This window comes from Zhengella mangrovi (assembly GCF_002727065.1).
In the GTDB taxonomy this organism is placed as follows: Bacteria; Pseudomonadota; Alphaproteobacteria; order Rhizobiales; family Rhizobiaceae; genus Zhengella; species Zhengella mangrovi.
In genome coordinates this window covers 169,179-195,353 of sequence record NZ_PDVP01000006.1, presented here as the reverse complement: position 1 = coordinate 195,353, position 26,175 = coordinate 169,179, and the positions used below count along the sequence as shown (strand labels likewise).

Sequence of the window (26,175 nt, the reverse complement as noted above, 5' to 3'; positions counted from 1 at the left end):
CCCACGTAAGCCGGTGACGATACGAGGCAAGGGCGAGGGACATCACGGCATGGAGATCGACTTCGGCGGCGGCGACGAGATCCGCTTTGAAAAGCTGGGCAAGGCCGGCGTCATCACCATGACGCGGCCCAAGGCGCTCAACGCCCTGACGCTGTCCATGGTCGAGGCGATGGCCCGGGCGATGCAGGCCTGGGAGGGCGACGACGCGATCCGGCTTGTGGTGATCCGCGGCGAGGGCCGGGCCTTCTGCGCCGGTGGCGACATCATGGACGTTTACCGCGCGGGCCGCGAGGGAAAGGTCCTCAGCGGCTTCTTCCACGAGGAATACCGGCTGAACGCGCATGTTCACCGCTTTCCGAAGCCCTGGGTCGCCCTGATCGACGGCATCGTCATGGGCGGCGGCTGCGGCGTGTCGATGAACGGCAGCCACCGTGTCTTCGGTGACAAGGGCGTGATCGCCATGCCGGAGGTGGGCATCGGCTTCTTTCCCGATGTCGGCGGAAGCCATTTCCTGCCGCGCCTGAAGGGCTGCAAGGGCATCTGGATGGGCCTGACCGGAGAACGGGTGAAGCAGGGCGACGCCCTGGCCATGGGGGCGGCCACCCACGCCGTGGCCTCCGATGACATGGAATCCCTGTTTCAGGCGTTGTGCGACAGCGGCGATGCCGACGCCACCCTGGCGCGCTTCGCCGCCCGTCCCGAACCGGAAACGGATGCCGCGACCATCGCCGCCATCGACCGCCATTTCGCGGCGCCGAGCCTGGATAGCCTGGTGGCCGGCCTGCGGGCCGGGGCGGATGCCGGGGAAGACTTCGCCACCCGCACGCTCTCCACGCTGGAGGGGCGCTCGCCGACGTCGCTTCTGGTCACCTTCCGCCAGCTCGCGCTTGGCGCGGACCTGTCGATGGACGACTGCATGCGCATGGAATATCGCATCGTCAACCGCATGTTAACCGGGCATGACTTCTACGAGGGCATCCGGGCCGTGCTGGTCGACCGGGACAACGCGCCCGCCTGGGAGCCGGCCACCCTCGAAGCCGTCGCGCCGGCCGCCGTCGACGCCTATTTCGCCCCGCTGGAAACGGCGGAACTGGTCCTGCCATGATTGCCGCGACACAGCCACCGCTGTTCAAGCCGTCCCGGGCCGAGCAGACCTACGTCATTTTCATGCGCGTCCTGTCCGTTGTCTCGATCTGGTACGGCCTGGCCTACTGGCTGCGCCTGATCGGGCTCGAGCCGGGCCCCGCCTGGCGCTTCGACCTGATGCCCATGCACTGGCAGGTCGCCAGTGTCTGCCTCGCCGTCCTTTACCCCTTCGCCGCCGTCGGTCTCTGGTTGCCGGCGTCCTGGGGGCCGGTGATCTGGTTCGTCTGCGCGGCGTCGGAAATCGTCATGCACGCCGTCTATCCGGGCCTTTTCGGCCGTGCCGACCTGCTCGTCATCGCCCATGTCGCGATACTGGCGGCGCTGCTGCTTCTCCGCCTCCTGATCTGGATCGAGCTGCGCCGCAGCCGCGAGCAGGCCTGAGGCCGGCTTAACCTTTCATTGTCCAAAAGCATGCTTCTGCTGGCTGCAAGGGTTTGTTAACGCAAGCTTTTAAGTCGGATTTTAATCGCCTTCGATAATGTTCGGGCCAAGGTGACGGATAAAAACAAGTCGCCAGGCGTCAAACAGAAGGCAAGAAACAATGAACAATGCACGTCGTGCTGCTGTCCGGCAGCCGGAAACCGTCGACATCTCCGAAAACGCGATCCATTCGCTCTACATGGAATCGGTGCATCTGGTCGAACGTCTGCATCGTCGGCTTCTCGACGTCGTCAAGGACGAGTTCGAGCGCAATGGCCGCTCCGACATCAACGCCATCCAGGCCCTGCTGCTCTTCAACATCGGTGACAGCGAGCTGACCGCCGGCGAGCTGCGCACCCGCGGCTACTACCTCGGATCCAACGTCTCCTACAACCTCAAGAAGATGGTCGACATGGGCTTCCTGCATCACCAGCGCTCGCGTGTCGACCGCCGGTCGGTCCGCGTCAGCCTCACGCCCAAGGGCAAGGAAATCGCCGGCATCGTGTCGGGGCTCTATCATCGTCATATCGGCTCCATCGAGCAGGTCGGCGGTATCGGCGCCGACGAGTTCCGCCAGATGAACCGTGCCCTGCAGCGGCTGGACCGCTTCTGGAACGACACCATCGCCTATCGCATGTAAGCGGTTCGACCTCCAGGATCACTTGCGAGCGGACGCCGGGGCATGCCCCGGCGTCCGTTTTGCCTGAAAGGAACGAGGCCGGCCGGCCTCGCCGCCGCAGCGCTCACAATCAGGCCATAATCCCGTGCCATCGGCTTTGGAGAGGGTGGCTGGGGCTTGTCATGGCTCGCGCGAAGGCGACGGTTGGAAACAACCTTGGCGCTTTGTTAACGTTGACGTGCAATCTCTGCCCTCCCATACTCCCGGCCTGCAATCGCGGGTTCCGGAACGACCTGGATGACGAGGGAATGAGACCATGGCAACCAGCCGCCGCTTCTTTCTAGCCGGTGCCGGTGCGGCAACGCTGTCCGCCTTTGGCGGCTCCGCGCGCGCCGAGGACCTGATCCGCGCGATCATCGATTCGCCGCGGCGCGGCAACTGGGATACCGAGTTCGATGCCCGGGCGAGCCAGGATGGCCGCGTTGCCTCGAACCTGCCGGTATTCAATCCCGAGACGGTCACCTACGTCGAACGGGCCATCGAGCAGTATCGCAACATTGTCTCCCAGGGTGGCTGGCCGGTGGTTCCGGCGACGCAGAAGCTCAAGATCGGCGTAGTCGATCCGGCCGTCGAGACCCTGCGCCGCCGCCTGATGATCTCGGGCGACCTGTCGACCCGTGCCGGCATTTCCCCGGCTTTCGATACCTATGTCGATGCCGCCGTGAAGCGGTTCCAGGCCCGTCACGGCCTGCCGTCCGACGGTGTCATGGGCCGCTACACCTATGCCGCCATGAACGTGTCGGCGGCCGTCCGTCTCGGCCAGCTGGAAACCAACCTGGTGCGCCTGCGCTCCATGTCCGGCTTCCTCGGCGACCGCTACGTGATGGTCAACATTCCCGCCGCCCAGATCGAGGCGGTGGAGAACGGCCGCGTGGTGTCGCGCCATACCGCCATCGTCGGCAAGGTCGATCGCCAGACCCCGATCCTGAATTCCAAGATCAACGAAGTCATCATCAATCCCTACTGGAACGCGCCGAAGTCGATCATCCGCAAGGACATCATCCCGCTGATGCGCAAGGATCCGACCTACCTGACGCGCAACCACATCCGCATCTTCGGCCCGGACGGCAACGAGATTCCGCCGGAAACGGTCGACTGGACGACGGACGAGGCCGTGAGCTATCGCCTGCGCCAGGATCCCGGCAAGATCAACGCCATGGCGTCGGTGAAGATCAACTTCCCCAATCCGCACGCGACCTACATGCACGATACGCCCCAGCAGAGCCTCTTCGGCCGGCTGGCCCGCTTCGAGAGCTCCGGCTGCGTGCGCGTCCAGAACGTGCGCGACCTCGTCACCTGGCTCCTGCGCGATACCGCCGGCTGGGACCGCCAGCGCTTCGAGGCGACCATCAAGTCCGGTGAGAGCACGCCGGTCCAGCTTTCCACGCCGGTCCCGGTCTACTTCACCTACATCTCGGCCTGGTCGACCGGCGACGGCGTCGTCCACTTCCGCGATGACATCTACGGCCGCGACGGCGTCGACGAATTGCAGCTCTCCTCGGCCCTCTGAGAAGCAGCCGGCGCCATGGGCGTCGCAAAAAGGATTAGGAACGCCGCTTCGCCATCCGGAGCGGCGTTTTTCGTTGGATAGAGTTCACGTCGGGAGCGTTGAAAAAGCGCCGGTCGTTTGCTGCGAGGGCAAGTGGCAGACGGCGAGAATGTGTGTTATGGCGCGCTCTCGCTTCTCCCGAGGCCGATTGACAGGAAGGGACCACACAGCATGTCCGATACGCGCGCTTTCTTTTCCGCACCGCTGGAAGAGATCGATCCGGAAATCTTTGGCGCCATCCGCGACGAACTGGGCCGCCAGCGTCACGAGATCGAACTGATCGCGTCTGAAAACATCGTCAGCCGCGCGGTTCTGGAAGCCCAGGGCTCGATCATGACCAACAAGTACGCCGAGGGCTATCCGGGCAAGCGCTACTACGGCGGCTGCCAGTTCGTCGACGTCGCCGAGACGCTGGCCATCGAGCGCGCCAAGGCGCTGTTCGGCGCCGCCTACGCCAACGTCCAGCCCAATTCCGGCTCGCAGATGAACCAGGCCGTCTTCCTGGCCCTGCTCCAGCCGGGCGACACCTTCATGGGCCTCGACCTCAATTCCGGCGGCCACCTGACCCACGGCTCCCCTGTCAACATGTCGGGCAAGTGGTTCAACGTCGTCTCCTACGGCGTGCGCCAGGACGATCACCGCCTCGACATGGACGACATCGCCGCCAAGGCCGAGGAATTCAAGCCGAAGCTCATCATCGCCGGCGGCACGGCCTATTCCCGCGTCTGGGACTGGAAACGCTTCCGCGAGATCGCCGATTCCGTCGGCGCCTACCTGATGGTCGACATGGCCCACATCGCCGGCCTCGTGGCCGGTGGCGCACATCCGTCGCCGGTGCCCCATGCCCACGTGGTCACCTCGACGACGCACAAGTCGCTGCGCGGTCCCCGCGGCGGCCTGATCCTGACCAATGACGAGGCGATCGCCAAGAAGATCAACTCGGCCGTCTTCCCCGGCCTTCAGGGCGGCCCGCTGATGCATGTCATCGCCGCCAAGGCGGTGGCCTTCAAGGAGGCGCTCGAGCCCGGCTTCAAGACCTATGCCGCCAATGTCACGGCCAACGCCAGGGCGCTTGCCGCCTCGCTGAAGGCCAACGGCCTCGACATCGTCTCCGGCGGCACCGACAACCACCTGATGCTGGTCGACCTGCGGCCGAAGAACGCCACCGGCAAGCGCGCCGAGGCGGCCCTCGGCCGTGCCAACATCACCTGCAACAAGAACGGCATTCCCTTCGATCCGGAAAAGCCCTTCGTCACCTCCGGCGTCCGTCTCGGCACGCCCGCCGGCACCACGCGCGGCTTCGGCGAGGCCGAGTTCACCGAGATCGGCAACCTGATCTCGGAAGTGCTCGACGGTCTCAAGGCCGCCAACTCCGACGAGGGCAACGCGGCTGTCGAGGCCGCCGTTCGCGACAAGGTCGTCGCCCTGACCGGCCGCTACCCCATGTACCCCTACATGGGCTGAGGCGCCCCGGCATTTCCAAACCGGCCGAATCCGGCTAAAGCCTCGCGGGATCCCATCCGCGAGGCTTTTTCATGCGCTGCCCCTATTGCCAGTCCGTCGACACGCAGGTGAAGGATTCCCGGCCCGCCGAAGACGGCTCGGCGATCCGCCGCCGCCGCGTCTGCCCGGATTGCGGCGGCCGCTTCACCACGTTCGAGCGGGTGCAGTTGCGCGACCTGGTGGTGCTCAAGCGCTCGGGCCGCAAGGTGCCCTTCGATCGCGACAAGCTGCTGCGCTCCTTCGACATTGCCCTGCGCAAGCGCAACGTGGAGCCCGACCGCGTCGAGCGCGCCGTCTCCGGTATCGTCCGGCAGCTTGAAAGCGCCGGCGAGAGCGAGGTCAAGGCCGACGAGATCGGCCAGCTCGTCATGGATGCGCTCAAGGCGCTCGATGACGTGGCCTATGTCCGCTACGCGTCGGTCTACCGCAACTTCCGCGAGGCCCGCGACTTCCATGAACTGCTGGGCGAACTGGGCGGCGAGGATGCCGCCGCGCGCGACGTGGGAGACTAGTCCGGTGCCGGGCGTGTTCTCGCCGGGAGAAGCCGCGGATCGCCGGTTCATGGCGGCGGCCATTCGCCTGTCGCGCAGCCATCTCGGCCTGACCGGCACCAATCCCTCGGTCGGAACGCTGATCGTGCGCGACGATGGCGCCGGCGCGGTGACCGTCGGCCGCGGCGTGACGGCCCTGGGCGGCCGCCCCCATGCCGAGCCGCAGGCGCTGGAGGAGGCTGGTGCGAAGGCGCGCGGCGCCACCGCCTACGTGACGCTGGAACCCTGCGCCCACCACGGGCGCACGCCCCCTTGCGCCAATGCGCTGGTCGATGCCGGCATCGCCCGCGTGGTGATCGCCGCCAGCGATCCCGATCCGCGCGTCTCCGGACGCGGCGCGGCGATCCTGCGCGATGCCGGGATGGAGGTCACCCAGGGCGTCCTGGCGCGGGAAGCCGCCGACCTGATGGCCGGCTACCTGATGCGGTCGTCCGCACATCGGCCCGAGGTGACGCTGAAGCTGGCCGTGTCCGCCGACGGCATGCTCGGGCTGGAGGGCAGGGGGCAGGTGGCCATCACCGGCGAGACGGCGCGCGCCCAGGTCCATGCCATGCGGGCAGAGGCCGATGCCATTCTCGTCGGCGCCGGCACGGTCGCTGCCGACGACCCGGAACTGACCTGCCGGCTGCCCGGCATGGAGGACCGCTCGCCCATCCGCATCGTTCTCGACAAGGGGCTGCGCACCCCGGTCTCGTCGCGCCTGGCCCGGTCGGCCCGCACGGTGCCGGTCTGGGTCGCGGCGACTGCCGATGTCAATCCCGGGCGCCGCCAGGCCCTGGCGGAATGCGGCATCGACTTCCTGGCCGTCGACCTGATGGAGGACCGGATTTGCCTGCCGGAACTGCTGGAGGACCTGGCTGCCCGCGGCATCTCGACGCTGTTCGTCGAAGGCGGGGCGATCACCGCCCGCCGCTTTCTCGACGAGGGGCTGGTCGACCGCATCTGCCTGTTCGAGAGCGGGATGCGGATTGGCCGGGACGGGCTGAAATCACCGCTCGTAGCGGCCACCGTGCCCGCCGGCTATACCTTGCGCCGGCAGGCCGTGTTCGGCCATGACAGCTACAGCGAATGGACGAGGACGAGCTGATGTTTACCGGAATCGTGACCGACGTCGGACGGGTGGAGCGCGTGGAACCGCGCGACGGCGGCGTGCGCCTGCGGATTGCCACCGCCTATGACCCCGCCGGCATCGCCATGGGCGCCTCCATCGCCCACGCCGGTGTCTGCCTCACTGTCGTGGCCCTGCCGGAACAGGGTGATCCGGAACGCTGGTACGAGGTGGAAGCCTGGGAGGAAGCCCTGCGCCTGACCACGATCGGCGGGTGGAAGCCGGGCACCCGCGTCAACCTCGAACGCGCGCTGAAGGTGGGCGACGAACTCGGCGGTCATATCGTCTCCGGCCATGTCGATGCCAGGGCCACCATCGTGGCGCGCGAGCGGGAAGGCGATGCGGTCCGCTTCACCATCGAGGCACCGGCGGAATTTGCCCGCTTCATTGCGCCCAAGGGGTCCGTGGCGCTCGACGGAACCTCGCTGACCGTCAACGGGGTCGCGGGCAACCGCTTCGACGTGCTCCTGATCGACCACACGCTCGGCGTGACCACCTGGGGCGAGCGCCAGGCGGGTGACGCGGTCAATCTTGAGATCGACACCATGGCGCGCTATGCAGCGCGGCTTGCGGAGGCGGCCAAAGAGTCCTATTGACGCCTCGCGCCCCCGCGCCCGAAATGTCATGCATCTCTCTGGAGCCCCCGGTCCATGGCGAAAGCCCCACACCTCCTCATTGTCGAGGCCCGTTTCTACGATGATCTGTCCGACGCCCTGCTCGAGGGCGCGACCGCCGCGCTCGAAGAGGTCGGCGCGACATGGGACATCGTGACCGTCATGGGCGCGCTGGAAGCGCCCGGTGCCATCGCGCTTGCCGCCAAGGGCCGCAAGGACTACGACGGCTACGTGGCGCTGGGCGTCGTCATCCGGGGCGAGACCTACCATTTCGACATCGTCGCCAACGAATCCTGCCGCGCCATCATGGACCTGACCGTCGACAAGCGTCTGGCCATCGGCAACGGCATCCTGACCACCGAGAACGGCGACCAGGCCTGGGTCCGGGCGCGCAAGTCCGAGCTCGACAAGGGCGGTTTTGCCGCGCGCGCGGCCCTTGCCATGATCGCCCTGAAGAAGAAATTCGGAGCCTGAATCCGTGACTGATACCAACGGCAAGCCGGAACGCGAGATCAAGCCCGCCAACAAGCGCGGTGCGGCCCGCCTGGCAGCGGTTCAGGCGCTCTACCAGATGGATGTGACCGGCGTCGGCCTGCTCGAGATCGCCTCGGAATACGAGGCCTTCCGTCTCGGCAAGGAACTGGACGGCGATCTCTACCGCGACGCCGACCCGCAATGGTTCCGCATGATCATCGCCGGCGTGGTGGACAACCAGCGCCAGATCGACCCGGTCATCCACCAGAGCCTGCCGGAGAGCTGGCCGCTGTCGCGAGTCGATTCCACGCTGCGCGCCATCCTGCGCGCGGGCGTGTTCGAACTGATGAAGAAGCAGGATGTGCCGGTCGCGGTGATCGTCTCCGAATATGTCGACATCGCCAAGGCCTTCTACGATGCCGAGGAGCCGGGACTGGTCAACGCGGTGCTGGACCGTGTCGCCGGGCGGGTCCGCGAAGGACAGGGAAAGCGCGCATGAGTTCGACCTTCGAGCAGGAGGCGCGCCGCACCGCCCTGATCCTGGCCTCCGCCCAGTCGATCGTCGGTGCCGCCGCGCCGGTCGCCATCTCCATGGGGGCGCTGACCGGTGTCTACCTGCTCGGCCCGGACAAGTCGCTCGCCACGGCGCCCGTCACCGGCTACAACCTCGGCGTCGCCCTTGGCGCCTTGCCGGCTGCCGCCCTCATGCGCGCCGTCGGCCGCCGTTACGGCTTCATGTCCGGCGCAGGCATCACCGCGCTCGGCGGCGCCCTGGCCGCGCTCTCCATCTTCGAAAGCTCGTTCTGGTTCTTTGCCTTCTGCATGCTGCTGATCGGCCTCGGCGGCTCCTTCGTCCAGCAGTACCGCTTCGCGGCTGCCGACAATGCACCGCACGCGTTCAAGCCGAAGGCCATTTCGTGGGTCCTCGGCGGCGGCGTCTTCGCCGCCATCATCGGCCCGCAGATGGTCATCTTCACCCGCGATGCCTTCGCCCCGGTCAGCTTTGCCGGCGCCTATACCGGCATCATCCTGCTCGGCATCCTCGGCGTGATCATCCATTCCTTCCTGCGCCTGCCGAAGGACCAGGTCGTCGAACCGTCGGCCCATGACAACGAGCCGGCCAGGCCGTTGCCGGTGATCATGCGTCAGCCCCGCTTCCTCGTCGCCCTGATCTGCGCCATCGGCTCCTACGCGTTGATGAGCTTCGTCATGACCGGCGCGCCGCTCGCCATGGTCGGCTGCGGCTTCACGCCCGACGAGGCCACGCTCGGCATTTCCTGGCATGTCATGGCCATGTTCGCCCCCTCCTTCTTCACCGGGCGCCTGATCGCCCGTTTCGGCAAGGAGACCATCGTGGCGACCGGGCTTGCCCTGCTGATCGTCTGCGGCATCGTCGCCCTCTCGGGTATTGCCCTGTGGCAGTTCTGGCTGGCCCTGATCCTGCTCGGAATCGGCTGGAACTTCGGCTTCATCGGCGCCACCGCCATGGTCGCCGAGACCTACACCGCCGCCGAGAAGAACAAGGTCCAGGGCGCCCATGACTTCGCCCTGTTCGGCACCGTGGCCTTCGCCTCGCTGATGTCCGGCCAGGTCTACAACGCCGGCGGATGGGACATGCTCAACTGGATCATCTTCCCCGTCGTCGCCCTCTGCCTTGGCGCGCTCGCCCTTCTGCTCGTCCTGCGCCAGCGCAGCGACGAGGCCCTTTCCTGAGGCGGCGCGGCACCAATCCCCGACAAAACCGCTCGTCCCCGCCTGTTTCCTGAAAAAACCCGGGAATTGAGCCTTTTTGCGTGCTTGACGCGCCTCCGGGTGATCCGCATGATCCGCCCCGGTCCCGGAGGGGCAGGCCCTGGCCTGGCCCGGGAAATTGTCACGGGTCGGCCCCGGGGGTTCTGCGGGCCGGCCATGAGGAGGAAGAGTCTTCAATGACCATACTACTAGTTGTCATCGCATGCGGACTGCTGTCCATCGTCTATGCGATCTGGGCAACCCGTTCGGTGCTGGCCGCCGATCAGGGCAACGCCCGCATGCAGGAAATTGCCGGTTACGTGCGTGAAGGCGCGCAGGCCTACCTGACCCGCCAGTACACGACCATCGCCATCGTCGGCGTCGTGGTCTTCATCCTTGCCTGGGTGCTGCTGTCGGCCACCGCCGCCGTCGGCTTCCTGATCGGTGCCGTCCTGTCCGGCGCTGCCGGCTTTATCGGCATGCACGTGTCGGTTCGCGCCAACGTGCGCACCGCGCAGGCCTCCGCCAATTCGCTGGCCGGCGGTCTCGACATCGCCTTCAAGTCCGGCGCCATCACCGGCATGCTGGTGGCTGGTCTCGCCCTGCTCGGCGTTTCGGTCTACTACACCATCCTCGTCGGCCCCATGGGCCTGGCGCCCGGCGACCGCACCGTCATCGACGCCATGGTCTCGCTCGGCTTCGGCGCCTCGCTGATCTCCATCTTCGCCCGTCTCGGCGGCGGCATCTTCACCAAGGGTGCGGACGTCGGCGGCGACCTCGTCGGCAAGGTGGAAGCCGGTATCCCGGAAGACGATCCGCGCAACCCGGCCACCATCGCCGACAACGTCGGTGACAACGTCGGCGACTGCGCCGGCATGGCCGCCGACCTGTTCGAGACCTACGCGGTGACCGTCGTCGCCACCATGGTCCTCGGCGCCATCTTCTTCGCCGGCACCGAAGTGCTGTCGTCGGTCATGATCTACCCGCTGCTCATCTGCGGCGCCTCGATCATCACCTCGATCATCGGCACCTTCTTCGTCAAGCTCGGCTCCAACGGCTCGATCATGGGCGCCCTCTACAAGGGCCTCGTCGTCACCGGCCTGCTCTCCATCGTCGGCCTTGGCGGCGCCACGTCGCTGACCATCGGCTGGGGCGAGATCGGTACCGTCGCCGGCATGCTGATCACGGGCACCAACCTGTTCATCTGCGGCGTCATCGGCCTGATCGTCACCGCGCTGATCGTGGTGATCACCGAGTACTACACCGGCACCAACAAGCGCCCGGTCAACTCGATCAGCCAGGCCTCGGTCACCGGTCACGGCACCAACGTCATCCAGGGCCTCGCGGTCTCGCTGGAATCGACGGCGCTGCCGGCCATCGTGATCGTCGGCGGCATCATCGCCACCTACCAGCTCGCCGGTCTGTTCGGCACCGGCATCGCGGTCACCGCCATGCTCGGCATCGCCGGCATGATCGTCGCGCTCGACGCCTTCGGCCCGGTCACCGACAACGCCGGCGGCATTGCCGAGATGTCGGACCTGCCGCCGGAAGTGCGCCAGACCACCGACGCCCTCGACGCGGTCGGCAACACCACCAAGGCCGTGACCAAGGGCTATGCCATCGGTTCGGCCGGCCTCGGCGCCCTGGTGCTGTTCGCCGCCTATTCGAACGACCTGACCTACTTCGCCCAGAACCCGGAGAAGTTCCCCTACTTCGCCGATATCGGCCAGGTCTCCTTCGAACTGTCCAACCCCTACGTGGTGGCGGGCCTGATCTTCGGCGGCCTGATCCCCTACCTGTTCGGCGGCATTGCCATGACGGCGGTCGGCCGCGCCGGCGGCGCGGTTGTCGAGGAAGTGCGCAAGCAGTTCCGCGAGAAGCCGGGCATCATGGAAGGCAAGGAGAAGCCGGATTACGGCCGTGCGGTCGACATGCTCACCCGCGCCGCGATCAAGGAAATGATCATCCCGTCGCTGCTGCCGGTGCTGGCTCCGCTGGTCGTCTACTTCGGCGTGCTGCTGATCTCCGGCTCCAAGGCGTCGGCCTTCGCCGCCCTCGGTGCCTCGCTGCTCGGCGTCATCGTCAACGGCCTCTTCGTGGCCATCTCGATGACCTCTGGCGGCGGCGCCTGGGACAACGCCAAGAAGTCCTTCGAGGACGGCTTTGTCGACAAGGACGGCGTCAAGCATGTCAAGGGTTCGGAAGCCCACAAGGCCTCCGTGACCGGCGACACGGTCGGTGACCCCTACAAGGACACCGCCGGCCCGGCCGTCAACCCGGCGATCAAGATCACCAACATCATGGCGCTGCTGCTGCTCGCCGTGCTGGCACACTGATCCCGTCAGGGTCAGCGAAAAACGAAAACCCCGCGGAGCGATCCGCGGGGTTTTTTCTGTCCGGCCGCGCCAGGCCGGCGCGCGGGAGATATCCGGATATCAGGTGCCGGGCAGACGCGGCGGCGCCTTGCCGAGACCGGTCAGCATCTGGCCGATGAACGAGGTCTCGCGGCTGGCGACCGGGGTCGTGCGCGACATGAAGTCGAACACCTTGCCGTCCTGCAGGCCGTAGTTGGCGATCTGCGAGACGCGTCCGTCCTCGCCGAAATAGATCGTCAGGATCCGCTGGTCGACCAGCTTGGGCTGCATGAAGGCCACCGCGCGCTTGCGCGTCTGGGAAATGTAGTAGAAGACCTCGTTCTGGAACGTCGAGGTGGTCGACGGCGTGCCAAGCGCCAGCAGCACCTGCTCGCGCGAGGAGCCGACCGGCACCAGTTCGAGCGCCTGCTCGTCCATGACGTAGCCCTGCTTGAGCGTCTCGGACGGGTTCAGCGTATTCGCCGTGTTGCATCCGGCCAGGGCCGAGATGGCGGCAAGGCCAGCGGCCAGAACCGCGACGCGCCGGGTGGCGCGGGGCTTGAAATCGGAGGAACGCAACGCAATCTCCTTCGTTGGGCCCGTGGACCTGTCCACGGGGCTGGGGCGCTCGTCTCGCTTGCGCCCGTGCCGAAACTCGGTAAACCAGCTTGAGCGCCGATGCAACCGGCCCACGCTTTCACGACCGGTGAAACCAGGAGAACCGATCCATGTTCGCAAGCCTGTTCAGCCGCAAGGCCAGGGTCAATCACGATCTGACCGATGGCCTCTACGGGCAAATCGTGGCAGCCGCGCGGCAGCCGCATTTTTATGCGGCCTGGGATGTGCCGGACACGCCGCTTGGCCGGTTCGAGATGATCGGCCTGCACATGTTCCTCTTCCTGCGCCGCACCCGCGGGCACGAGGGGCATCTCGCTGCCATCTCGCAGGACGTCACCGACGTCTTCTTCAAGGAGGTGGACCATTCCCTGCGCGAACTGGGCATTGGCGACACGTCCGTGCCCAAGCGGATGAAGAAGCTGGCGCGGATGTATTTCGGCCGCCTCGAAAGCTACGAACATGCCGTCGCCACCCGCGACGAACCGGCGCTTGCCGCCGCCCTGAAACGCAACATCCGCCCCGATGCCGCCGAATGGCCGGCCGCCGCGTCGCTGGCCGCCTACGTCCTGGCGGCGGAGGATGCCCTGGCCGGCCAGCCCGACGAGGCCATCCAGGGCGGCCGTGTCGCCTTTCCCGAAGCCGGAACCATGGAGGACCGGACATGACCTCGACGGACACCCGCAGCCCCGTTTCCTGGCGCGTCCATGTCGCCCGCCTGCCCGACAAGGGCATGCCCGTGACCTGGGCGGCCGACGAGGAGAGCCGAGCCGCGCTTGCCGCGGAACACGGGCTTGAAGCCGTCGATGCCTTCGCTGTCGATCTGTTGGTAACGCGCTGGAAGAAGGACGGAGTGCGGGTCACCGGCACGGTCACCGCCGACATCGTGCAGCTGTGCGTGGTCACGCTCGACCCGCTGAAAAACCACATCGAGGAAGAGATCAACGCCGTATTCGTGCCGGAAGGCTCGCGGCTGGCGCGCATGGAAGACCCCTCCGGCGAGATCCTGGTCGATGCCGAGGGCGAGGATGCGCCCGAGCCCTTCGCCGGCGACAGCGTGGATGTCGGTGCGCTGGCCGAGGAGCATTTCGAACTGGCGATCGACCCCTATCCCCGCAAGCCCGATGCCCATTTGCCGCAGGACGTCGAGCCACAACCGGAAGACAAGCCCAACCCCTTTGCAAAACTGGCCGTTTTGAAAGGGGACAAACCGAAATGACGACCCGTGGCCATGAAAATCGCCTTCAAGGCCATTGTGCGAACGGCCAAAACCGCTATTTTCGCGGCACTTCGAAAGATCGGCCCGCCAGAGGCCGTGCCATGACGGGAAAGCCAGACGCGTGATTCGCATTTCGATTGATGCCATGGGGGGCGATTTCGGCCCGTCCGTCGTCCTGCCCGGGCTGGAACAGGTTCTGGAGCGCCGCGGCGACGTGACGTTCCTGCTCTATGGACGCGAGGAAGCGGTCCGGCCGGTTCTCGACGACCTGCCCCGCCTGAAGGCGAAGAGCGAGTTCTTCCATTGCGAAGTGGCCGTCGCCATGGACGACAAGCCGAGCCAGGCCCTGCGCAACGGTCGCTGGAAATCCTCCATGTGGCGGGCCATCGAGGCGGTGAAGAAGGGCGAGGCCGACGTGTGCGTCTCCGCCGGCAACACCGGCGCGCTCATGGCCATGTCGAAATTCTGCCTGCGCACCATGGCCAACATCGAACGTCCCGCCATTGCCGCCATCTGGCCGACGGTCCGCTCCGAAAGCGTCGTGCTCGACGTCGGCGCCACCATCGGCGCCGACGCTCAGCAACTGACCGATTTCGCCATTCTCGGCGCTGCCATGGCGCGTGCGCTGTTCGGCGTCGAGCGGCCGTCCGTCGGCCTGCTCAACGTGGGCGTGGAAGAGATCAAGGGCCAGGAAGAGGTCCGCGAGGCCGGCCGCATGTTGCGCGATGCCGCGCTGCCGTCGATGACCTACCACGGCTTCGTCGAGGGCGACGACCTCGGCAAGGGCACCACCGATGTGGTCGTCACCGAGGGCTTTTCCGGCAACATCGCCCTGAAGACGGCCGAAGGCACCGCCAAGCAGATTGCCGGCTACCTGCGCTCGGCCATGCAGCGCACCTTCATGGCCAAGGTCGGCTATTTCTTCGCCCGCGGCGCCTTTTCCTACCTGCGCGAGAAGATGGACGTGCGAAAGGCCAATGGCGGGGTGTTCCTCGGCCTGAACGGCATCGTGGTCAAGAGCCATGGTGGAACCGACGCGGAAGGCTTCGCCGCCGCTGTCGAACTGGGATATGACATGGTTCGCAACCGCCTGATCGAACAGATCGGCCGCGATCTGGAACGCTTCCATGCCCGACAGCCCGCAGCGGCCGGGGGCACGGCGTCGACGGGGGAAGATGCATGATCCGTTCGGTGATTCTCGGCGCAGGCTCGTCCTTGCCGCGCCGCATCATGGCCAACACCGACTTCGAGAATATCGTCGAGACGTCGGATGAATGGATCATCCAGCGCACCGGCATCCGCCAGCGCCATATCGCCTCGGAAGACGAGACGACGGCCTCGCTGGGCGAGGCGGCGGCACGCGCGGCGCTGAAGGCGGCCGGCCTGCAGCCCGGCGACATCGACCTCATCGTGCTTGCCTCGTCCACGCCGAACAACACCTTCCCGGCGACGGCGGTGGAAATCCAGGAGCGGCTCGGCATCCACCACGGCTATGCCTTCGACATGCAGGCCGTCTGTTCCGGCTTCGTCTTCGCCATCAACACCGCCGACCTGCACCTGCGCGGCGGCATGGCCAGGCGTGCGCTGGTCATCGGCTCGGAAACCTTTTCCCGCATCCTCGACTGGAATGACCGGACCACCTGCGTCCTGTTCGGCGACGGTGCCGGCGCAGTCGTTCTCGAAGCGCGGGAAGGCACCGGCGCGATCAGCGACCGCGGCGTCCTGGCGGCTTCGCTGCGTTCCGACGGCAGCCACAAGGACAAGCTCTACGTCGATGGCGGCGTCTCCACCACCGGCACCATCGGCCACCTGCGCATGCAGGGACGCGAGGTGTTCAAGCACGCCGTCGGCATGATCACCGACGTGATCGAGGATGTCTTCGCCCAGGCCGGGATCACCGCCGACGATCTCGACTGGTTCGTGCCCCACCAGGCCAACAAGCGGATCATCGATGCCTCTGCCCGCAAGCTGGGAATCCCGGAGGAAAAGACGGTCGTGACCGTCGATCATCATGGCAACACATCGGCGGCCTCGGTGCCGCTTGCCCTGACCGAAGCGATCAACGACGGACGCATCAAGCAGGGCGACCTCGTATTGCTGGAAGCCATGGGCGGGGGCTTCACCTGGGGCGCCGTTCTGGTCCGAATGTAGGAAAAACGTCTTTTCCTGTCAGGATTTGCGGGCGAATCGGGTGGGATTTCACCTTGACCTTGCCTCCCTGTCGCGGGTAGGTTTTCTGCTATCAGGGAGAGGACGGGCTGGAACCGGCGCATGAGCGGCAAAACGATAACTCGCGCTGATCTGGCGGAGGCGGTCTACCGCAAGGTGGGATTGTCCCGCACGGAATCGGCCCAATTGGTTGAATCGGTGCTTGATGAAATCTGCGACGCCATCGTGCGTGGCGAGACGGTCAAGCTGTCATCCTTCGCGACATTTCAGGTTCGCTCCAAGAACGAGCGGATCGGTCGAAACCCGAAGACGGGCCAGGAAGTCCCGATCCTTCCGCGCAAGGTGATGACCTTCAAGGCTTCCAACGTTCTCAAGAACAAGATCATCGACGCCCACAAGCAATCCCGCGGAGACTGACCCGCAGGGGAGGTGACGCCGGTCTTGCATCCGTTCGCTGACAGCGGTCAGATGAGGGATGTTGATTCGTGGCCGCCGGTCCGGGTCGCCGTGATCTTGATCGGGAGTGAGCCATGGAAAAGAGCCCGGACGCCTTCAGGACGATTTCGGAAGTGGCGGAGGATCTCGATCTTCCGCAGCATGTCCTGCGCTTCTGGGAAACCCGTTTCGTCCAGATCAAGCCGATGAAGCGTGGCGGCGGCCGTCGCTATTACCGGCCACAGGACGTGGAGCTGATCAAGGGCATCCGCCATCTGCTCTACGATCAGGGCTACACGATCAAGGGCGTGCAGCGCCTGGTCAAGGAGAACGGCGTGCCCTTCGTCGTTGCGCTGGGCAGCGGCGATGTCTCGGCCATCGAGGCGATCGCCCAGAAGAAGCAGACCGAGCTGGAATCGCAGAAGCCCCATGCCGCGCCGGAAGCGCCGGTCGATGACGACCAGCTCGTCGGCGAGGCACGCCCGAAGCAGCCGCGCCGCTTCTTCGGTCTTGGCCGTCCCGATGACGACGGTCCGGTCGATGCCGGCTCCGGCAAGCTGTCGAAGGACAATCGCGCCCTGCTGCAGGAGGCGCTGTTCGACCTCCTGGAATGCAAGCGCCTGCTCGATCAGGTCCGCTGATCGCCAACCTGGAGGAAACCATGCCCGCATTCATCATCGCCGATGTCGATATCCGCGACGCGGAGGCCTACAAGGAATACCTGCCCAAGGCGAAGGCGCTGGCGGAAAAATACGGTGGCCGCTACCGCGCCCGGGGCGGTGAACTGGACGTGGTCGACAGCGAGCTGTGGACACCGACCCGCCTGGTGATCATCGAGTTCCCGGACATGGCAAGCGCCAAGGCCTTTGCACGCTCCGACGAATATGCCCCGGTTGCCGCCATCCGCCACGCCAATTCGAAGAGCACGGTGGTCATCGTCGACGGAATCGACTGACACCGTTGCGTTTCGACGCACGGCGGGCCGTCGCAGGCGTGGCCTGCCAGTCGTCTGATCCGGTGAGGAAAATGGTCGGAGCGGCGGGATTCGAACCCACGACCCCTTGACCCCCAGTCAAGTGCGCTACCGGGCTGCGCTACGCTCCGACGGTTGGCCTTCTAGCTGGCAACGGCCCCGCTGGCAACCGGAATAATACCGGGCCCTGTCATTTCATGCCCGGCCTGCCGCCAGCGCCGGGTGCTCGCGCCCCGCGGCGCGCGCTGCCTGCACCTTGTGCTCCAGCCCGATGACGCCCCAGACCATGCCGAGCAGGATGTAGAAATGGCGCCAGTGGTCGATGTCGATCACGGTGCCGAGCAGGATGTGGCCGAGAAAGGCGACATAGGCGGTCATGAAGAAGGGCTGCCAGGGCCGCGGCCTGAACAGGATCCGCGCGCCGGCGGCCAGCGTCCAGATCACCAGCAGGAACAGCGAGCAGAAGCCCAGCCAGCCGTAGTCCATCAGCGCTTTCAGCCAGATGTTGTGCGTGTCCTCGCCGTAGATCAGCCCGAAATTCAGGGGCCCGATTCCGAGCGGCTTTTCCAGCGCCATGGTGAAGCCGATGATGTGGCGCGCGAACCGGCCCAGCCGCGCGCCGTCGTAGTCCTGCACCAGCTTGGCGCGGGTCTCGAACAGTTCGTGCACGGAGGGGATCTGCAGCGCGATCGCGATCGCCACGATCAGCAGCAGTACCGCGACCGCGGTCATGATGATGATCCGCAGCCGGAATCGCGTCGACGTGTTCTGGATGAACATCATCATCACCAGGACGGCGATGCCGAGCCCGTAGAGCCCCCAGGCCCCGCGCGAGAAGGACATGAACACGCCGAGCGTGATCAGGAGCAGCGGCAGCGCGACGCGCGCCATGTCGCTGATCCGGCCCGCGACGAGCCGGTAGACGAGGTAGAAGCCGGGCGCCGCGAGATAGGGGCCGAACACGTTGGGATCCTGGAAGGCACCCGCCGCGCGGCCGTAAAGCGTGAACATTTCCGCCCCCGGAAAGGCATGGAAATAGCCCAGGATGCCGAGCAGGGACGTGCCGGAGGCGCCGATCACCCAGGCAGTGAACATCGGCCTGAAATAATGCGGGCGGGTTTCCAGCACCGCCGCGTAGAAGATCGCCGAGAAGCCCAGGAACAGCGAGACGGCCAGGTAGAGCGGCGTGTCGCGGATCTCCGCCATGGTCAGCATCGACAGGAAGCCGCCGATGTTGAAGGTGATGATGAGCGTGAACAGCGGCGTGATCGAGCGCGAGAAGGTGAGTGCCCCGGACAGGGCCCACAGCGCGATCAGCCCGACCATGTAAATCTCGTAGGGCGCCGGCTCCCGGATCACGAACCCCGCAAGGGCGGTGGCGATGGCCACCGAGAACGTGCCGGCCATGGCGGCCAGCTTGGCATTGATCGCCGAACGCGGGATGTCGTGGGCAATCGCGCTCAATATGCGTTGTCCGTTTTCAGCAGCCGGATCGGGGTCAGGAACAGGATCTTGAGATCGAACAGCAGCGACCAGTTCTCGATGTAGTAGAGGTCGAACTCGGTGCGCCGCTGGATCTTCTCGTCGCTGTCCACCTCGCCGCGCCAGCCGTTGATCTGCGCCCAGCCGGTGACGCCCGGCTTCACCCGGTGGCGGGCGAAATAGCCGTCGACCACCTCGGTGAACAGCAGGTTGTGCGCCTGTGCGGCCACCGCGTGCGGACGCGGGCCGACCAGCGACAGCGAGCCGAACAGCGCGTTGAAGAACTGCGGCAGCTCGTCGATCGACGTCTTGCGGATGAAGCGGCCGACCCGGGTGACGCGCGGATCGTCCTTGGTGACCGCCTGCTTGGCCGTCGGGTCGCACATCTCGGTGTACATCGAGCGGAACTTGTAGACCTCGATCGGCTCGTTGTTGAAGCCGTGGCGCTTCTGCTTGAAAAGCACCGGCCCCTTGCTCTCCAGCTTGATGGCGATGGCCGTGGCCAGCATCACCGGCGAGAAGGCGATGATCGCCAGCGCCGAGAAGACGATGTCGAACATCCGCTTGGCCACCGAATCCCAGTCGGTGATCGGCTTGTCGAAAATGTCCAGCATCGGCACGTTGCCGACGTAGGAATAGGAGCGCGGGCGGAACTGCAGCATGTTGGCATGGGCCGAAAGCCGGATGTCGACGGGCAGCACCCAGAGCTTCTTGAGCATGGTCAGCACGCGCCGTTCCGCGGTCAGCGGCAGGGCGACGATCATCATGTCGATGCGTGCGATGCGCGCGAATTCAAGCAGGTCATCGACGGTGCCGAGCTTGGGATAGCCGGCCACGATCGGCGGCGAGCGGCTGTCGTCGCGGTCGTCGAAGATGCCGCAGATGCGCACGTCGTTGTGCGGAGAGCGCTCGATCGAGCGGATCAGCTTCTCCGCCTCCTTGCCGCCGCCGACGATGACGGCGCGCCGCTCCATCCGGCCGTTGCGCGACCAGCGGGCAATCAGCCGGGCAAAGACGGCCCGCAGCACGAGGATCCCGACAAACCCGGTCACGGCCCAGGTGCCGAACCAGACGCGGGAGAAATCCGCCGAGATCTTGAGGAAGACGGAGGTCAGCGCGAGCAGGCCGAAGGTGCCGGCATAGGCCAGCACCGTGCGGTCGAGACGCAGGAAGGGACGGCGCAGCCGGCTGATCCGGTAGCCCTCGGCGAATTCGAACATCACCACCGTCAGGATCGAGCCGACGAAGATGGCCGCGACGTAGAGCGGAACCTGCAGGAAGGGCGAGCCGAGATAGTTCGCGAAGACGGCGAAACCCGTCAGGAACATCACGTAGAACTCGAACAGGCGCACGATCCCGCCGATCAGGTTGGGAGAGAGCGAGTCGTCGCGATATTGCGCCGCCACGGTCTTCGCCATCGCGTTGAGTGCGCGTTTCACCTCGGCCCGGTCGCTGTCCTCCGGCTGAAAGGAGCGCACCGTCTCAGGCGAATAGGTCTTTTTCGGATCGATCTGGTTCATCCCGGTCCTGCAAGCAAGGCTTTGCCGAATACTGGCATGGGGGATTTTATATCAGCGGGTTGCTAAGAAACCCTTGATCAGGCGGCGAGGATTTCGCGGTAGAGGCCGGTGATCCGCCACGCCATGACGTCGGACGAAAACCGCGCCTTCAGGGTCTCGATCCCGGGCATGGCGGCATGGAAACCGGCCTCGTCGGCCAGGGCGGCCTGCATGGTCGCCGCCAGCCGGTGCGGGTCGGGTTCGGTCAGGGCAGGGGAGGTCTCGCCGAGCATCTCCGGAATGCCGCCGACACGGCTGGCGATCATGATCTTGCCGGCCGCAAGCGTCTCCAGCACCGTGTAGGGCAGCGCCTCGGCGCGCGAGGACAGCACCATGATGCGGCCCAGCCGGAAAGCCTCGCGGGCCGGCATCGGCGGGTGAAAGGAAATCCGGTCCGTGGCGCCGGCCGCCCGCACCCGCTCCACCAGCATGGCGCGGTCCTCGCCCTCGCCGACAACGGTCGCGCTGGCGGGCGTGCCATCCGGGCGCGTCACCTTGAGGACGGCATCGACGAAGATGTCCGGCCCTTTCAGGTCGCGCAGCATGCCCATGAACAGGAAGTCGGTGGCGTCCGGATCGGGCGCGACGGGCTCGAATTCGCCCGGCGTCAGCCCGTTGTAGACCAGCTCCGACCGGCAGTGCGGCCGCCCGACCTTGGTCAGGAAGGTCTGGCGCTCATGCTCCGACACGAACAGGATGCAGTCGCTCAGCCGCGACAGCTGTTTCTCCAGGAAGAAGAAGAAGCGGCCCGTCTTGGTGTCGGGGTCGTAGTGCAGGCTTCCGCCATGCGGTGAATAGAGGCGGGCGACGCGAGACCTGGAAACCCGCAGAAGCGAGCCGAACGCACGGGCATAGACGCCACCCTTGGCGCCGTGGCCGTGAACCACGTCCGGCTTCAATTCCTTGATGAGACTGTATGTTCTGGCCGCGGCCATGAGGTCGCCGGGGCCGATGTGACGTTGCATGGCGGTGCGCTGGACACCGAGCGACAGTTCCGGTTCGAGCGCTTCGAGCATGCGTGCCTCGAAGTCGCCGCCGGTCGTGGAATCGCAGATGATGCCGACCCTGTGCCCCTCCGCCTGCTGCGCCCGGGAGAGGTCGCGCACATGGCGGAAGATCCCGCCCACCGGAGAACGGAAGCAATGGACAATGTTCAGCGGCCGGGAATCGGACATGTTCGGGTCAGAAGAAGCGTTCGCGCACGTAGACCGTGTCGCCGGGCAGGAGCGGATCGGACAGCAGCACGCGGCCGGTCATGACCTTGCCGTTGATCGCGCGGGTCACGTCGACGCTGCCCTGGCTGGCCCGTGCCGAGAAGCCGCCGGCGAGCGCGATCGCCTTCTGGACCGTCAGGCCGGGGACGTAGGAATATTGCCCGGCCGCGCCGACCTCGCCCATGACGAAGATCGGCCGGTAGCGATCGATCTCGACCGAGACGTCGGGATCGCGGATGTAGCCGGCGCGCAGTTCCTGCGCGATCGCGGCTTCGAGTTCGGTCACGGTGCGGCCGCGCGCCGGAACCTGCCCGACGAGCGGAAAGGCGATGTAGCCCGACTGGTCGACCGAATAGGTGTTTGTCAGGCCCTCCTGCTCGAACACGGTGATGCGGACCCGGTCACCGGCATCCAGGCGGTACGGCTGGTACAGGGCCTTGTGAAACGCCGGCGGCGTCGGTCGATAGGCGGTGCACCCGGTTGTCGCTGCCAGGGTGGCGGAAAGGGCGGCAAGGGCGAATACGCGGCGGTTCATGAACTCTTACCCTCATGGGAGCGGCAGTGCCGGGGCACCGGTCCGCATTCATCGGCATCCACTTATCTGTTGTTAGGGTTAATGCCCGGTAAAGCCGCCGCGCATCGGCCCTCGAAAACGCCTTTTCCAATGGGGCGCCGGGCCGGGCGTATGCCCGCCATCGCGGGTCCGGGACATTATTCGGACCTGATTAAGCGACGTCTTTCATTTTAACGTGTGGGAAACCAAGCCCGTTTACCATGTGCGTCGGATAGTATTCGGAGTAAACGCATGTCCGGCGTGAATGGAACGGCTCAAGACGTTGATATCGATTTCCCGGCCCTCGTCGCCGGCTTGTGGCGCAGGAAGGGTCGCATCCTCCTCGTTGCCCTTGCCGCGACGGCAGCAGCCCTTGCCGTCACGATGGTTCTCAGCCCCAAGTACATGGCGGAAACCCGGATCCTGATCGAGACCCGGGAATCGGTCTACACGCGGCCCAATCTTCAGCCGGGCGAGGACAAGTCGCTGGATCAGGAAAGCGTCCAGTCGCAGGTCGAGCTGGTTGCCTCAACGGCGCTGCTGTCGCAGGTCGCCGACAAGCTGAAGCTGGCGTCGCGCAGCGAGTTCACCCAGAGCACCTCCCTGTCGATTCCTTTCCTGACGGAGCCCTCGCAGGGCACGCTGGAAGAACGGGTGCTGCGCAACATGCGCGAAAGGCTCAAGGTCTACCGCACCGAGGGCACGCGGGTCATCGTGATCCAGTTCTCCTCCAAGGATCCGAAACTGGCCGCCGATGTGCCCAATGCCATCGCCGACGCCTACATGGCGCTCCAGCGCAAGGCCAAGCTGGAAACCGACACCACGGCCACCGAATGGCTGAAGCCGGAGATCGACAAGCTGCGCGAGGGCGTGAAGGCCGCGGAAGCCCGCGTCGCCGACTATCGCGCCGCCAACGACATTCCCGTCGGCCAGAACAACGCCTCGCTGGCCACCCAGCAGCTTTCCGAGATCTCCACCGAACTGTCGCGCGTCCGCGCCAGCCGGGCGGCCGCGGCGGCCCGCGCCCAGTCCATCCGCAGCGCGCTGGAGACCGGCGGCGCGGTCGATGCCATTCCGGAAGTCCAGACGTCGTCGCTAATCCAGCGCCTGATCGAGAAGAAGGTCGACCTGCGCGCCGAGATCGCCGACCTGTCCACGACGCTGCTCGACAATCATCCGCGCATCCGTTCGCTCCGGTCGCAGCTTGGCCAGCTCGACACCCAGATCCGGGCCGAGGCGAACAAGGTGCTCGCCGGCCTGAAGACGGAAGCCGAGACCGCCCGCCTGCGTGAACGCGAACTCATTGCCGACGTGAACCGGCTGAAGGCCGAACCGGCCCGCGTTTCGGAAAGCGAGGTCGAACTGCGTGCCCTCGAACGCGAGGCCGCGGCCCAGCGCGATCTCCTGGAATCCTACCTCGTGCGCTTCCGCGAGGCCGCGTCGCGCAAGGAAAAGGCCTACAGCCCGGTCAACGCGCGGGTCTTCTCGCGCGCCATCGTTCCCGGCGATCCCTATTTCCCCAAGAAGATCCCCATTCTTGGCGCCACCTTCGTCGGGGCGCTCCTGCTGATGACCGTCGCCACCCTGCTTGGTGAACTGGTGTCGGGCCGCGCCATGCGCACCGTATCGGCCCCGCCAGCGCCGGCAACCGAAATCGCCATGCCCGTGGTCGCCAGGGCCGAACCGGTCCCCGCCAGGGTGGCGGCGCCGCCGCCTGAGACGCCTGTGGCGGCGATCGTGGCCGAGGATCCGCCGGAGCCGGCGCCACGCGTTCAGCCCCGGCGCCAACCCGGGCATGATACGTTCGAATCCGCCCAGGCCGTGGAAAAGGCCATGTCGGCAGCCGATACGAGGGCATCCATGGCCGCGGCGCGCAAGGCGCGCGAGACGGTCCGCCCGGCCGTCCGTCATCCCGGTCTGGCGAGCGACGAACTGGCCAGCCGCCTGATGGCCGCCGGTGCCGGTCGCGCCGTTTTCGTTTCGCCGGAAGGCGACGAGGGGGCCGCCGCCGCCGTGCTGACCGCGCGCGCCATGGCGGATGCCGGCCTGCGCATCGTCGTTGTCGACCTGACGGCCGACGCCGCCGCATCGCTGCCCATGCTGGAGCGCAACGCGCGCCCGGGTATCACCGACCTCCTGGCGGGAACGGCGTCCTTCTCCGAGATCATCCACGGCGATCTCTATTCCAACTGCCACGTCATCCCGACGGGCATGGGCGCGCCGGACCGCGTCGCGAGGGCCATCGAGCGCCTGTCGATCATCCTCGATGCCCTGGCCCAGGTCTATGACATGATCGTCATCGAATGCGGCCCGACCGACGCCGGCGGCATCGAGCGCGTTTGCAATGCCACGGCGGAAATCGTGCTCAGCGTGGTCGACCCGGCAAGCCCCACGGTCGCCGCCGCGGTGGAGGATCTCGTGTCGGCCGGCTACAAGAACCTGCTTATCGGCCGGGCTGACATTGCAAACATGCCGCTGCCGCCAAGGACCGGCCGCAGCGCGGCCTGACGCAGGCCGGCACGGTTTGGCCGCAAGGTGAAAGGGCCGCCCCGGGCGGCCTTTCTGCTGTCAGGAGCAGCGCAGAGGGAAGGTCAGTTGCCGTTGCGCATCCGGCGCAGGGCCTTGTAGGCCGCCCACAACGGCGCGGAGTTCTTGACCGTGCGCTTGAGGGCCGAGGCGCCGCTCTGCACAGCGGCGGAAACGTGACCGCGCGTGTTGAGCGCGATGAGGGTGTCGTGCTGCACCGTCTCGATGTCGCACCAAAGCCGCTTGTAGGGTTCGTCGCCGACCGAGAAGTCATGCACGGCAAAGCCGTTCTCGCAGGCCCAGCGGATCGTTTCGAAGAACAGGTAGTCGCCGGGGCTGGTATTGGTGGTCTCGTCCGGCAGGAAGCCGGAGAATTCGCAGATCATCCGGTCGTCGCACAGGCTCGAGCCGGTCACCGCGCGCACCGTTCCCCCCACTTCCAGGCCGTGAAGTACGAAATTGCCGGTCCCGTCCGCCAGGGCATCGGCGAACAGGTCGTGGAAGAAGCGCTGGACCTCGGTGGATCCGAACACGTTCTGGATGCCCATGCTGGCAAAGCGCGCGGCTTTCACGGTGAAGAAGGCGTCGAGCAGGTGGCGGGCCTCAGCCGCCGTGCGTGCGCAGTAGACGCGGACATCGCCCTGTTCCTGGAACTTGCGTTCGTTGGACCGGTGCTTCTTGCGCTTTCGCTTGCCCGAATGGCGCTGGAGCGTCGCTTCGAACCCGCCGGCAAGATCGACCGCGAGGGCGACGTTGGGACTGGTCGGCGAATCCGGCAGGATCAGCGGATTGGCGCACCCGCCGATTGCCGGTTGCAACCGTTCCAGCGAAAGCAGGCTGATGTCGGGCCGGTCGCGGCGAACCGCGGTAGCGATGGCCGCGGCCAGTGCCGTCGGCTCCGGCAGCACGGCGCCCTTGGCCACGGCGGGAAAATTGCCGTTGGCGTGCCGGCCGCCGACCGCGATGGCGATGCGGCCAAGGCCATCGGGAACCGTTTCCAGCGGCAGGCGCAACAGCTCGTCGCCACCCGCCGAGACTGTGACGAAAAGGACGTCCGCGTTCACGTGTGCGGCCCACCGGGACACCCAGGAGGGATGCTGTGCCGGGCCGTGAAAGGCGTTGCGGCAGAAGGCGGCATGCCGGGCATGGGCATCGGGCCCGGCTTCGACGCGCGCGCTCAGTCCTGCCTGGCCTGCCGGCCCGGAGTCGTGAATACGAGCAGCAGCATCAACCATCCTTCAATCCTTTGGTGCTAATCTAGTGAGACTGTTTGTCCGCGACGCTGTTTAAGTCGTACCGGA

Annotated in this window: 26 protein-coding genes and 1 tRNA gene; 20 read left to right on the top strand and 7 right to left on the bottom strand. The window is 66.2% G+C overall.

The window, feature by feature from the left end; genetic code table 11:
- Nucleotides 1-49: 49 nt before the first annotated feature.
- The 12 genes from CSC94_RS12450 (at nt 50) to CSC94_RS12395 (ending at nt 12,111) form a co-directional block, all read left to right on the top strand.
- Entirely contained in the window at nt 50-1,105 is a 1,056-nt protein-coding gene (locus tag CSC94_RS12450) for an enoyl-CoA hydratase/isomerase family protein (protein ID WP_342585957.1), read from the top strand.
- Complete coding sequence (locus CSC94_RS12445; RefSeq protein ID WP_099306666.1) at nt 1,102-1,527, top strand: DUF6163 family protein; 426 nt, start codon at nt 1,102-1,104, stop codon at nt 1,525-1,527. The genes CSC94_RS12450 and CSC94_RS12445 overlap by 4 nt, the downstream gene beginning before the upstream one ends.
- Before the next feature lie 160 nt (nt 1,528-1,687).
- Nucleotides 1,688-2,206: a transcriptional regulator LdtR gene (gene ldtR, locus CSC94_RS12440; RefSeq protein WP_099306665.1), complete on the top strand. Its 519-nt coding sequence runs from the start codon at nt 1,688-1,690 to the stop codon at nt 2,204-2,206.
- A 295-nt stretch (nt 2,207-2,501) separates the two neighbouring features.
- Nucleotides 2,502-3,755, top strand: coding sequence for a L,D-transpeptidase family protein (locus CSC94_RS12435; protein WP_099306664.1), 1,254 nt, complete (start codon nt 2,502-2,504; stop codon nt 3,753-3,755).
- Nucleotides 3,756-3,965: 210 nt separating this feature from the next.
- A complete protein-coding gene (gene glyA / locus CSC94_RS12430) occupies nt 3,966-5,258 on the top strand; it encodes a serine hydroxymethyltransferase (RefSeq protein WP_099306663.1) in 1,293 nt (430 codons plus the stop codon).
- Nucleotides 5,259-5,329: 71 nt separating this feature from the next.
- On the top strand, nt 5,330-5,809 hold the full coding sequence (nrdR, locus tag CSC94_RS12425) for a transcriptional regulator NrdR (protein WP_099306662.1): 480 nt from the start codon (nt 5,330-5,332) through the stop codon (nt 5,807-5,809).
- A gap of 49 nt (nt 5,810-5,858) precedes the next feature.
- A complete protein-coding gene (ribD, locus tag CSC94_RS12420) occupies nt 5,859-6,935 on the top strand; it encodes a bifunctional diaminohydroxyphosphoribosylaminopyrimidine deaminase/5-amino-6-(5-phosphoribosylamino)uracil reductase RibD (RefSeq protein ID WP_245408342.1) in 1,077 nt (358 codons plus the stop codon).
- Nucleotides 6,935-7,552 carry a riboflavin synthase gene (locus tag CSC94_RS12415; protein WP_099306703.1) on the top strand — a complete coding sequence of 206 codons (618 nt, stop codon included), beginning with the start codon at nt 6,935-6,937 and terminating at the stop codon, nt 7,550-7,552. Before ribD ends, CSC94_RS12415 begins: the two co-directional genes overlap by 1 nt.
- Before the next feature lie 54 nt (nt 7,553-7,606).
- Nucleotides 7,607-8,044: a 6,7-dimethyl-8-ribityllumazine synthase gene (gene ribH, locus CSC94_RS12410; protein WP_099306660.1), complete on the top strand. Its 438-nt coding sequence runs from the start codon at nt 7,607-7,609 to the stop codon at nt 8,042-8,044.
- Between the two features lie 4 nt (nt 8,045-8,048).
- On the top strand, nt 8,049-8,543 hold the full coding sequence (gene nusB / locus CSC94_RS12405; RefSeq protein WP_099306659.1) for a transcription antitermination factor NusB: 495 nt from the start codon (nt 8,049-8,051) through the stop codon (nt 8,541-8,543).
- Nucleotides 8,540-9,757: an MFS transporter gene (locus CSC94_RS12400; protein WP_099306658.1), complete on the top strand. Its 1,218-nt coding sequence runs from the start codon at nt 8,540-8,542 to the stop codon at nt 9,755-9,757. Before nusB ends, CSC94_RS12400 begins: the two co-directional genes overlap by 4 nt.
- A 215-nt stretch (nt 9,758-9,972) precedes the next feature.
- Nucleotides 9,973-12,111, top strand: coding sequence for a sodium-translocating pyrophosphatase (locus CSC94_RS12395; RefSeq protein ID WP_099306657.1), 2,139 nt, complete (start codon nt 9,973-9,975; stop codon nt 12,109-12,111).
- Between the two features lie 99 nt (nt 12,112-12,210).
- Here CSC94_RS12395 and CSC94_RS12390 read toward each other — a convergent pair whose 3' ends face one another.
- Complete coding sequence (locus tag CSC94_RS12390) at nt 12,211-12,708, bottom strand: outer membrane protein assembly factor BamE (RefSeq protein ID WP_099306656.1); 498 nt, start codon at nt 12,706-12,708, stop codon at nt 12,211-12,213.
- 149 nt (nt 12,709-12,857) lie between these two features.
- Between CSC94_RS12390 and CSC94_RS12385 the strand changes: the two genes are divergently transcribed.
- The 7 genes from CSC94_RS12385 (at nt 12,858) to CSC94_RS12355 (ending at nt 17,522) form a co-directional block, all read left to right on the top strand.
- On the top strand, nt 12,858-13,412 hold the full coding sequence (locus tag CSC94_RS12385; protein WP_099306655.1) for a ubiquinol-cytochrome C chaperone family protein: 555 nt from the start codon (nt 12,858-12,860) through the stop codon (nt 13,410-13,412).
- Nucleotides 13,409-13,963, top strand: coding sequence for a YceD family protein (locus CSC94_RS12380; RefSeq protein WP_099306654.1), 555 nt, complete (start codon nt 13,409-13,411; stop codon nt 13,961-13,963). Before CSC94_RS12385 ends, CSC94_RS12380 begins: the two co-directional genes overlap by 4 nt.
- Nucleotides 13,964-14,084: 121 nt before the next feature.
- Nucleotides 14,085-15,146: a phosphate acyltransferase PlsX gene (gene plsX, locus CSC94_RS12375; RefSeq protein ID WP_099306653.1), complete on the top strand. Its 1,062-nt coding sequence runs from the start codon at nt 14,085-14,087 to the stop codon at nt 15,144-15,146.
- Nucleotides 15,143-16,114 (top strand): beta-ketoacyl-ACP synthase III, encoded by a 972-nt coding sequence (locus CSC94_RS12370; RefSeq protein WP_099306652.1) that lies wholly within the window; start codon nt 15,143-15,145, stop codon nt 16,112-16,114. Before plsX ends, CSC94_RS12370 begins: the two co-directional genes overlap by 4 nt.
- Before the next feature lie 120 nt (nt 16,115-16,234).
- Nucleotides 16,235-16,549 carry an integration host factor subunit alpha gene (locus CSC94_RS12365; protein ID WP_099306651.1) on the top strand — a complete coding sequence of 105 codons (315 nt, stop codon included), beginning with the start codon at nt 16,235-16,237 and terminating at the stop codon, nt 16,547-16,549.
- A gap of 113 nt (nt 16,550-16,662) precedes the next feature.
- The gene (locus CSC94_RS12360; protein WP_099306650.1) at nt 16,663-17,208 is read left to right on the top strand and encodes a MerR family transcriptional regulator; all 546 of its coding nucleotides are present in this window, start codon (nt 16,663-16,665) and stop codon (nt 17,206-17,208) included.
- 20 nt (nt 17,209-17,228) lie between these two features.
- Nucleotides 17,229-17,522: a DUF1330 domain-containing protein gene (locus CSC94_RS12355; RefSeq protein ID WP_099306649.1), complete on the top strand. Its 294-nt coding sequence runs from the start codon at nt 17,229-17,231 to the stop codon at nt 17,520-17,522.
- A gap of 72 nt (nt 17,523-17,594) precedes the next feature.
- Here the strand turns inward: CSC94_RS12355 and CSC94_RS12350 are convergent.
- From CSC94_RS12350 to CSC94_RS12330, 5 genes are all read right to left on the bottom strand, one after another.
- Nucleotides 17,595-17,671: transfer RNA gene (locus tag CSC94_RS12350), tRNA-Pro, on the bottom strand.
- Nucleotides 17,672-17,735: 64 nt separating this feature from the next.
- The gene (locus CSC94_RS12345; RefSeq protein WP_099306648.1) at nt 17,736-19,004 is read right to left on the bottom strand and encodes an O-antigen ligase family protein; all 1,269 of its coding nucleotides are present in this window, start codon (nt 19,002-19,004) and stop codon (nt 17,736-17,738) included.
- Nucleotides 19,001-20,542, bottom strand: coding sequence for an undecaprenyl-phosphate glucose phosphotransferase (locus CSC94_RS12340; RefSeq protein WP_099306647.1), 1,542 nt, complete (start codon nt 20,540-20,542; stop codon nt 19,001-19,003). Before CSC94_RS12340 ends, CSC94_RS12345 begins: the two co-directional genes overlap by 4 nt.
- 77 nt (nt 20,543-20,619) lie before the next feature.
- Nucleotides 20,620-21,756 carry a glycosyltransferase family 4 protein gene (locus CSC94_RS12335; RefSeq protein WP_099306646.1) on the bottom strand — a complete coding sequence of 379 codons (1,137 nt, stop codon included), beginning with the start codon at nt 21,754-21,756 and terminating at the stop codon, nt 20,620-20,622.
- 7 nt (nt 21,757-21,763) lie between these two features.
- Complete coding sequence (locus CSC94_RS12330) at nt 21,764-22,330, bottom strand: polysaccharide biosynthesis/export family protein (RefSeq protein ID WP_099306645.1); 567 nt, start codon at nt 22,328-22,330, stop codon at nt 21,764-21,766.
- Between the two features lie 270 nt (nt 22,331-22,600).
- Between CSC94_RS12330 and CSC94_RS12325 the strand changes: the two genes are divergently transcribed.
- Nucleotides 22,601-24,856 carry a Wzz/FepE/Etk N-terminal domain-containing protein gene (locus CSC94_RS12325; RefSeq protein WP_099306644.1) on the top strand — a complete coding sequence of 752 codons (2,256 nt, stop codon included), beginning with the start codon at nt 22,601-22,603 and terminating at the stop codon, nt 24,854-24,856.
- A gap of 83 nt (nt 24,857-24,939) precedes the next feature.
- On the opposite strand, the gene CSC94_RS12320 is transcribed toward CSC94_RS12325, so the two are convergent.
- Complete coding sequence (locus CSC94_RS12320; RefSeq protein ID WP_099306643.1) at nt 24,940-26,109, bottom strand: GNAT family N-acetyltransferase; 1,170 nt, start codon at nt 26,107-26,109, stop codon at nt 24,940-24,942.
- Nucleotides 26,110-26,175: the final 66 nt, after the last annotated feature.

Bases quoted from the DNA above. Each gene is read 5' to 3' on its own strand.
- CSC94_RS12450 (WP_342585957.1), top strand. From the start codon at position 50: ATGGAGATCGACTTCGGCGGCGGCGACGAGATCCGCTTTGAAAAGCTG.
- CSC94_RS12445 (WP_099306666.1), top strand. From the start codon at position 1,102: ATGATTGCCGCGACACAGCCACCGCTGTTCAAGCCGTCCCGGGCCGAG.
- ldtR (WP_099306665.1), top strand. From the start codon at position 1,688: ATGAACAATGCACGTCGTGCTGCTGTCCGGCAGCCGGAAACCGTCGAC.
- CSC94_RS12435 (WP_099306664.1), top strand. From the start codon at position 2,502: ATGGCAACCAGCCGCCGCTTCTTTCTAGCCGGTGCCGGTGCGGCAACG.
- glyA (WP_099306663.1), top strand. From the start codon at position 3,966: ATGTCCGATACGCGCGCTTTCTTTTCCGCACCGCTGGAAGAGATCGAT.
- nrdR (WP_099306662.1), top strand. From the start codon at position 5,330: ATGCGCTGCCCCTATTGCCAGTCCGTCGACACGCAGGTGAAGGATTCC.
- ribD (WP_245408342.1), top strand. From the start codon at position 5,859: ATGGCGGCGGCCATTCGCCTGTCGCGCAGCCATCTCGGCCTGACCGGC.
- CSC94_RS12415 (WP_099306703.1), top strand. From the start codon at position 6,935: ATGTTTACCGGAATCGTGACCGACGTCGGACGGGTGGAGCGCGTGGAA.
- ribH (WP_099306660.1), top strand. From the start codon at position 7,607: ATGGCGAAAGCCCCACACCTCCTCATTGTCGAGGCCCGTTTCTACGAT.
- CSC94_RS12400 (WP_099306658.1), top strand. From the start codon at position 8,540: ATGAGTTCGACCTTCGAGCAGGAGGCGCGCCGCACCGCCCTGATCCTG.
- CSC94_RS12395 (WP_099306657.1), top strand. From the start codon at position 9,973: ATGACCATACTACTAGTTGTCATCGCATGCGGACTGCTGTCCATCGTC.
- CSC94_RS12385 (WP_099306655.1), top strand. From the start codon at position 12,858: ATGTTCGCAAGCCTGTTCAGCCGCAAGGCCAGGGTCAATCACGATCTG.
- CSC94_RS12380 (WP_099306654.1), top strand. From the start codon at position 13,409: ATGACCTCGACGGACACCCGCAGCCCCGTTTCCTGGCGCGTCCATGTC.
- CSC94_RS12370 (WP_099306652.1), top strand. From the start codon at position 15,143: ATGATCCGTTCGGTGATTCTCGGCGCAGGCTCGTCCTTGCCGCGCCGC.
- CSC94_RS12365 (WP_099306651.1), top strand. From the start codon at position 16,235: ATGAGCGGCAAAACGATAACTCGCGCTGATCTGGCGGAGGCGGTCTAC.
- CSC94_RS12360 (WP_099306650.1), top strand. From the start codon at position 16,663: ATGGAAAAGAGCCCGGACGCCTTCAGGACGATTTCGGAAGTGGCGGAG.
- CSC94_RS12355 (WP_099306649.1), top strand. From the start codon at position 17,229: ATGCCCGCATTCATCATCGCCGATGTCGATATCCGCGACGCGGAGGCC.
- CSC94_RS12340 (WP_099306647.1), bottom strand. From the start codon at position 20,542: ATGAACCAGATCGATCCGAAAAAGACCTATTCGCCTGAGACGGTGCGC.
- CSC94_RS12335 (WP_099306646.1), bottom strand. From the start codon at position 21,756: ATGTCCGATTCCCGGCCGCTGAACATTGTCCATTGCTTCCGTTCTCCG.
- CSC94_RS12330 (WP_099306645.1), bottom strand. From the start codon at position 22,330: ATGAACCGCCGCGTATTCGCCCTTGCCGCCCTTTCCGCCACCCTGGCA.
- CSC94_RS12325 (WP_099306644.1), top strand. From the start codon at position 22,601: ATGTCCGGCGTGAATGGAACGGCTCAAGACGTTGATATCGATTTCCCG.
- CSC94_RS12320 (WP_099306643.1), bottom strand. From the start codon at position 26,109: ATGGTTGATGCTGCTGCTCGTATTCACGACTCCGGGCCGGCAGGCCAG.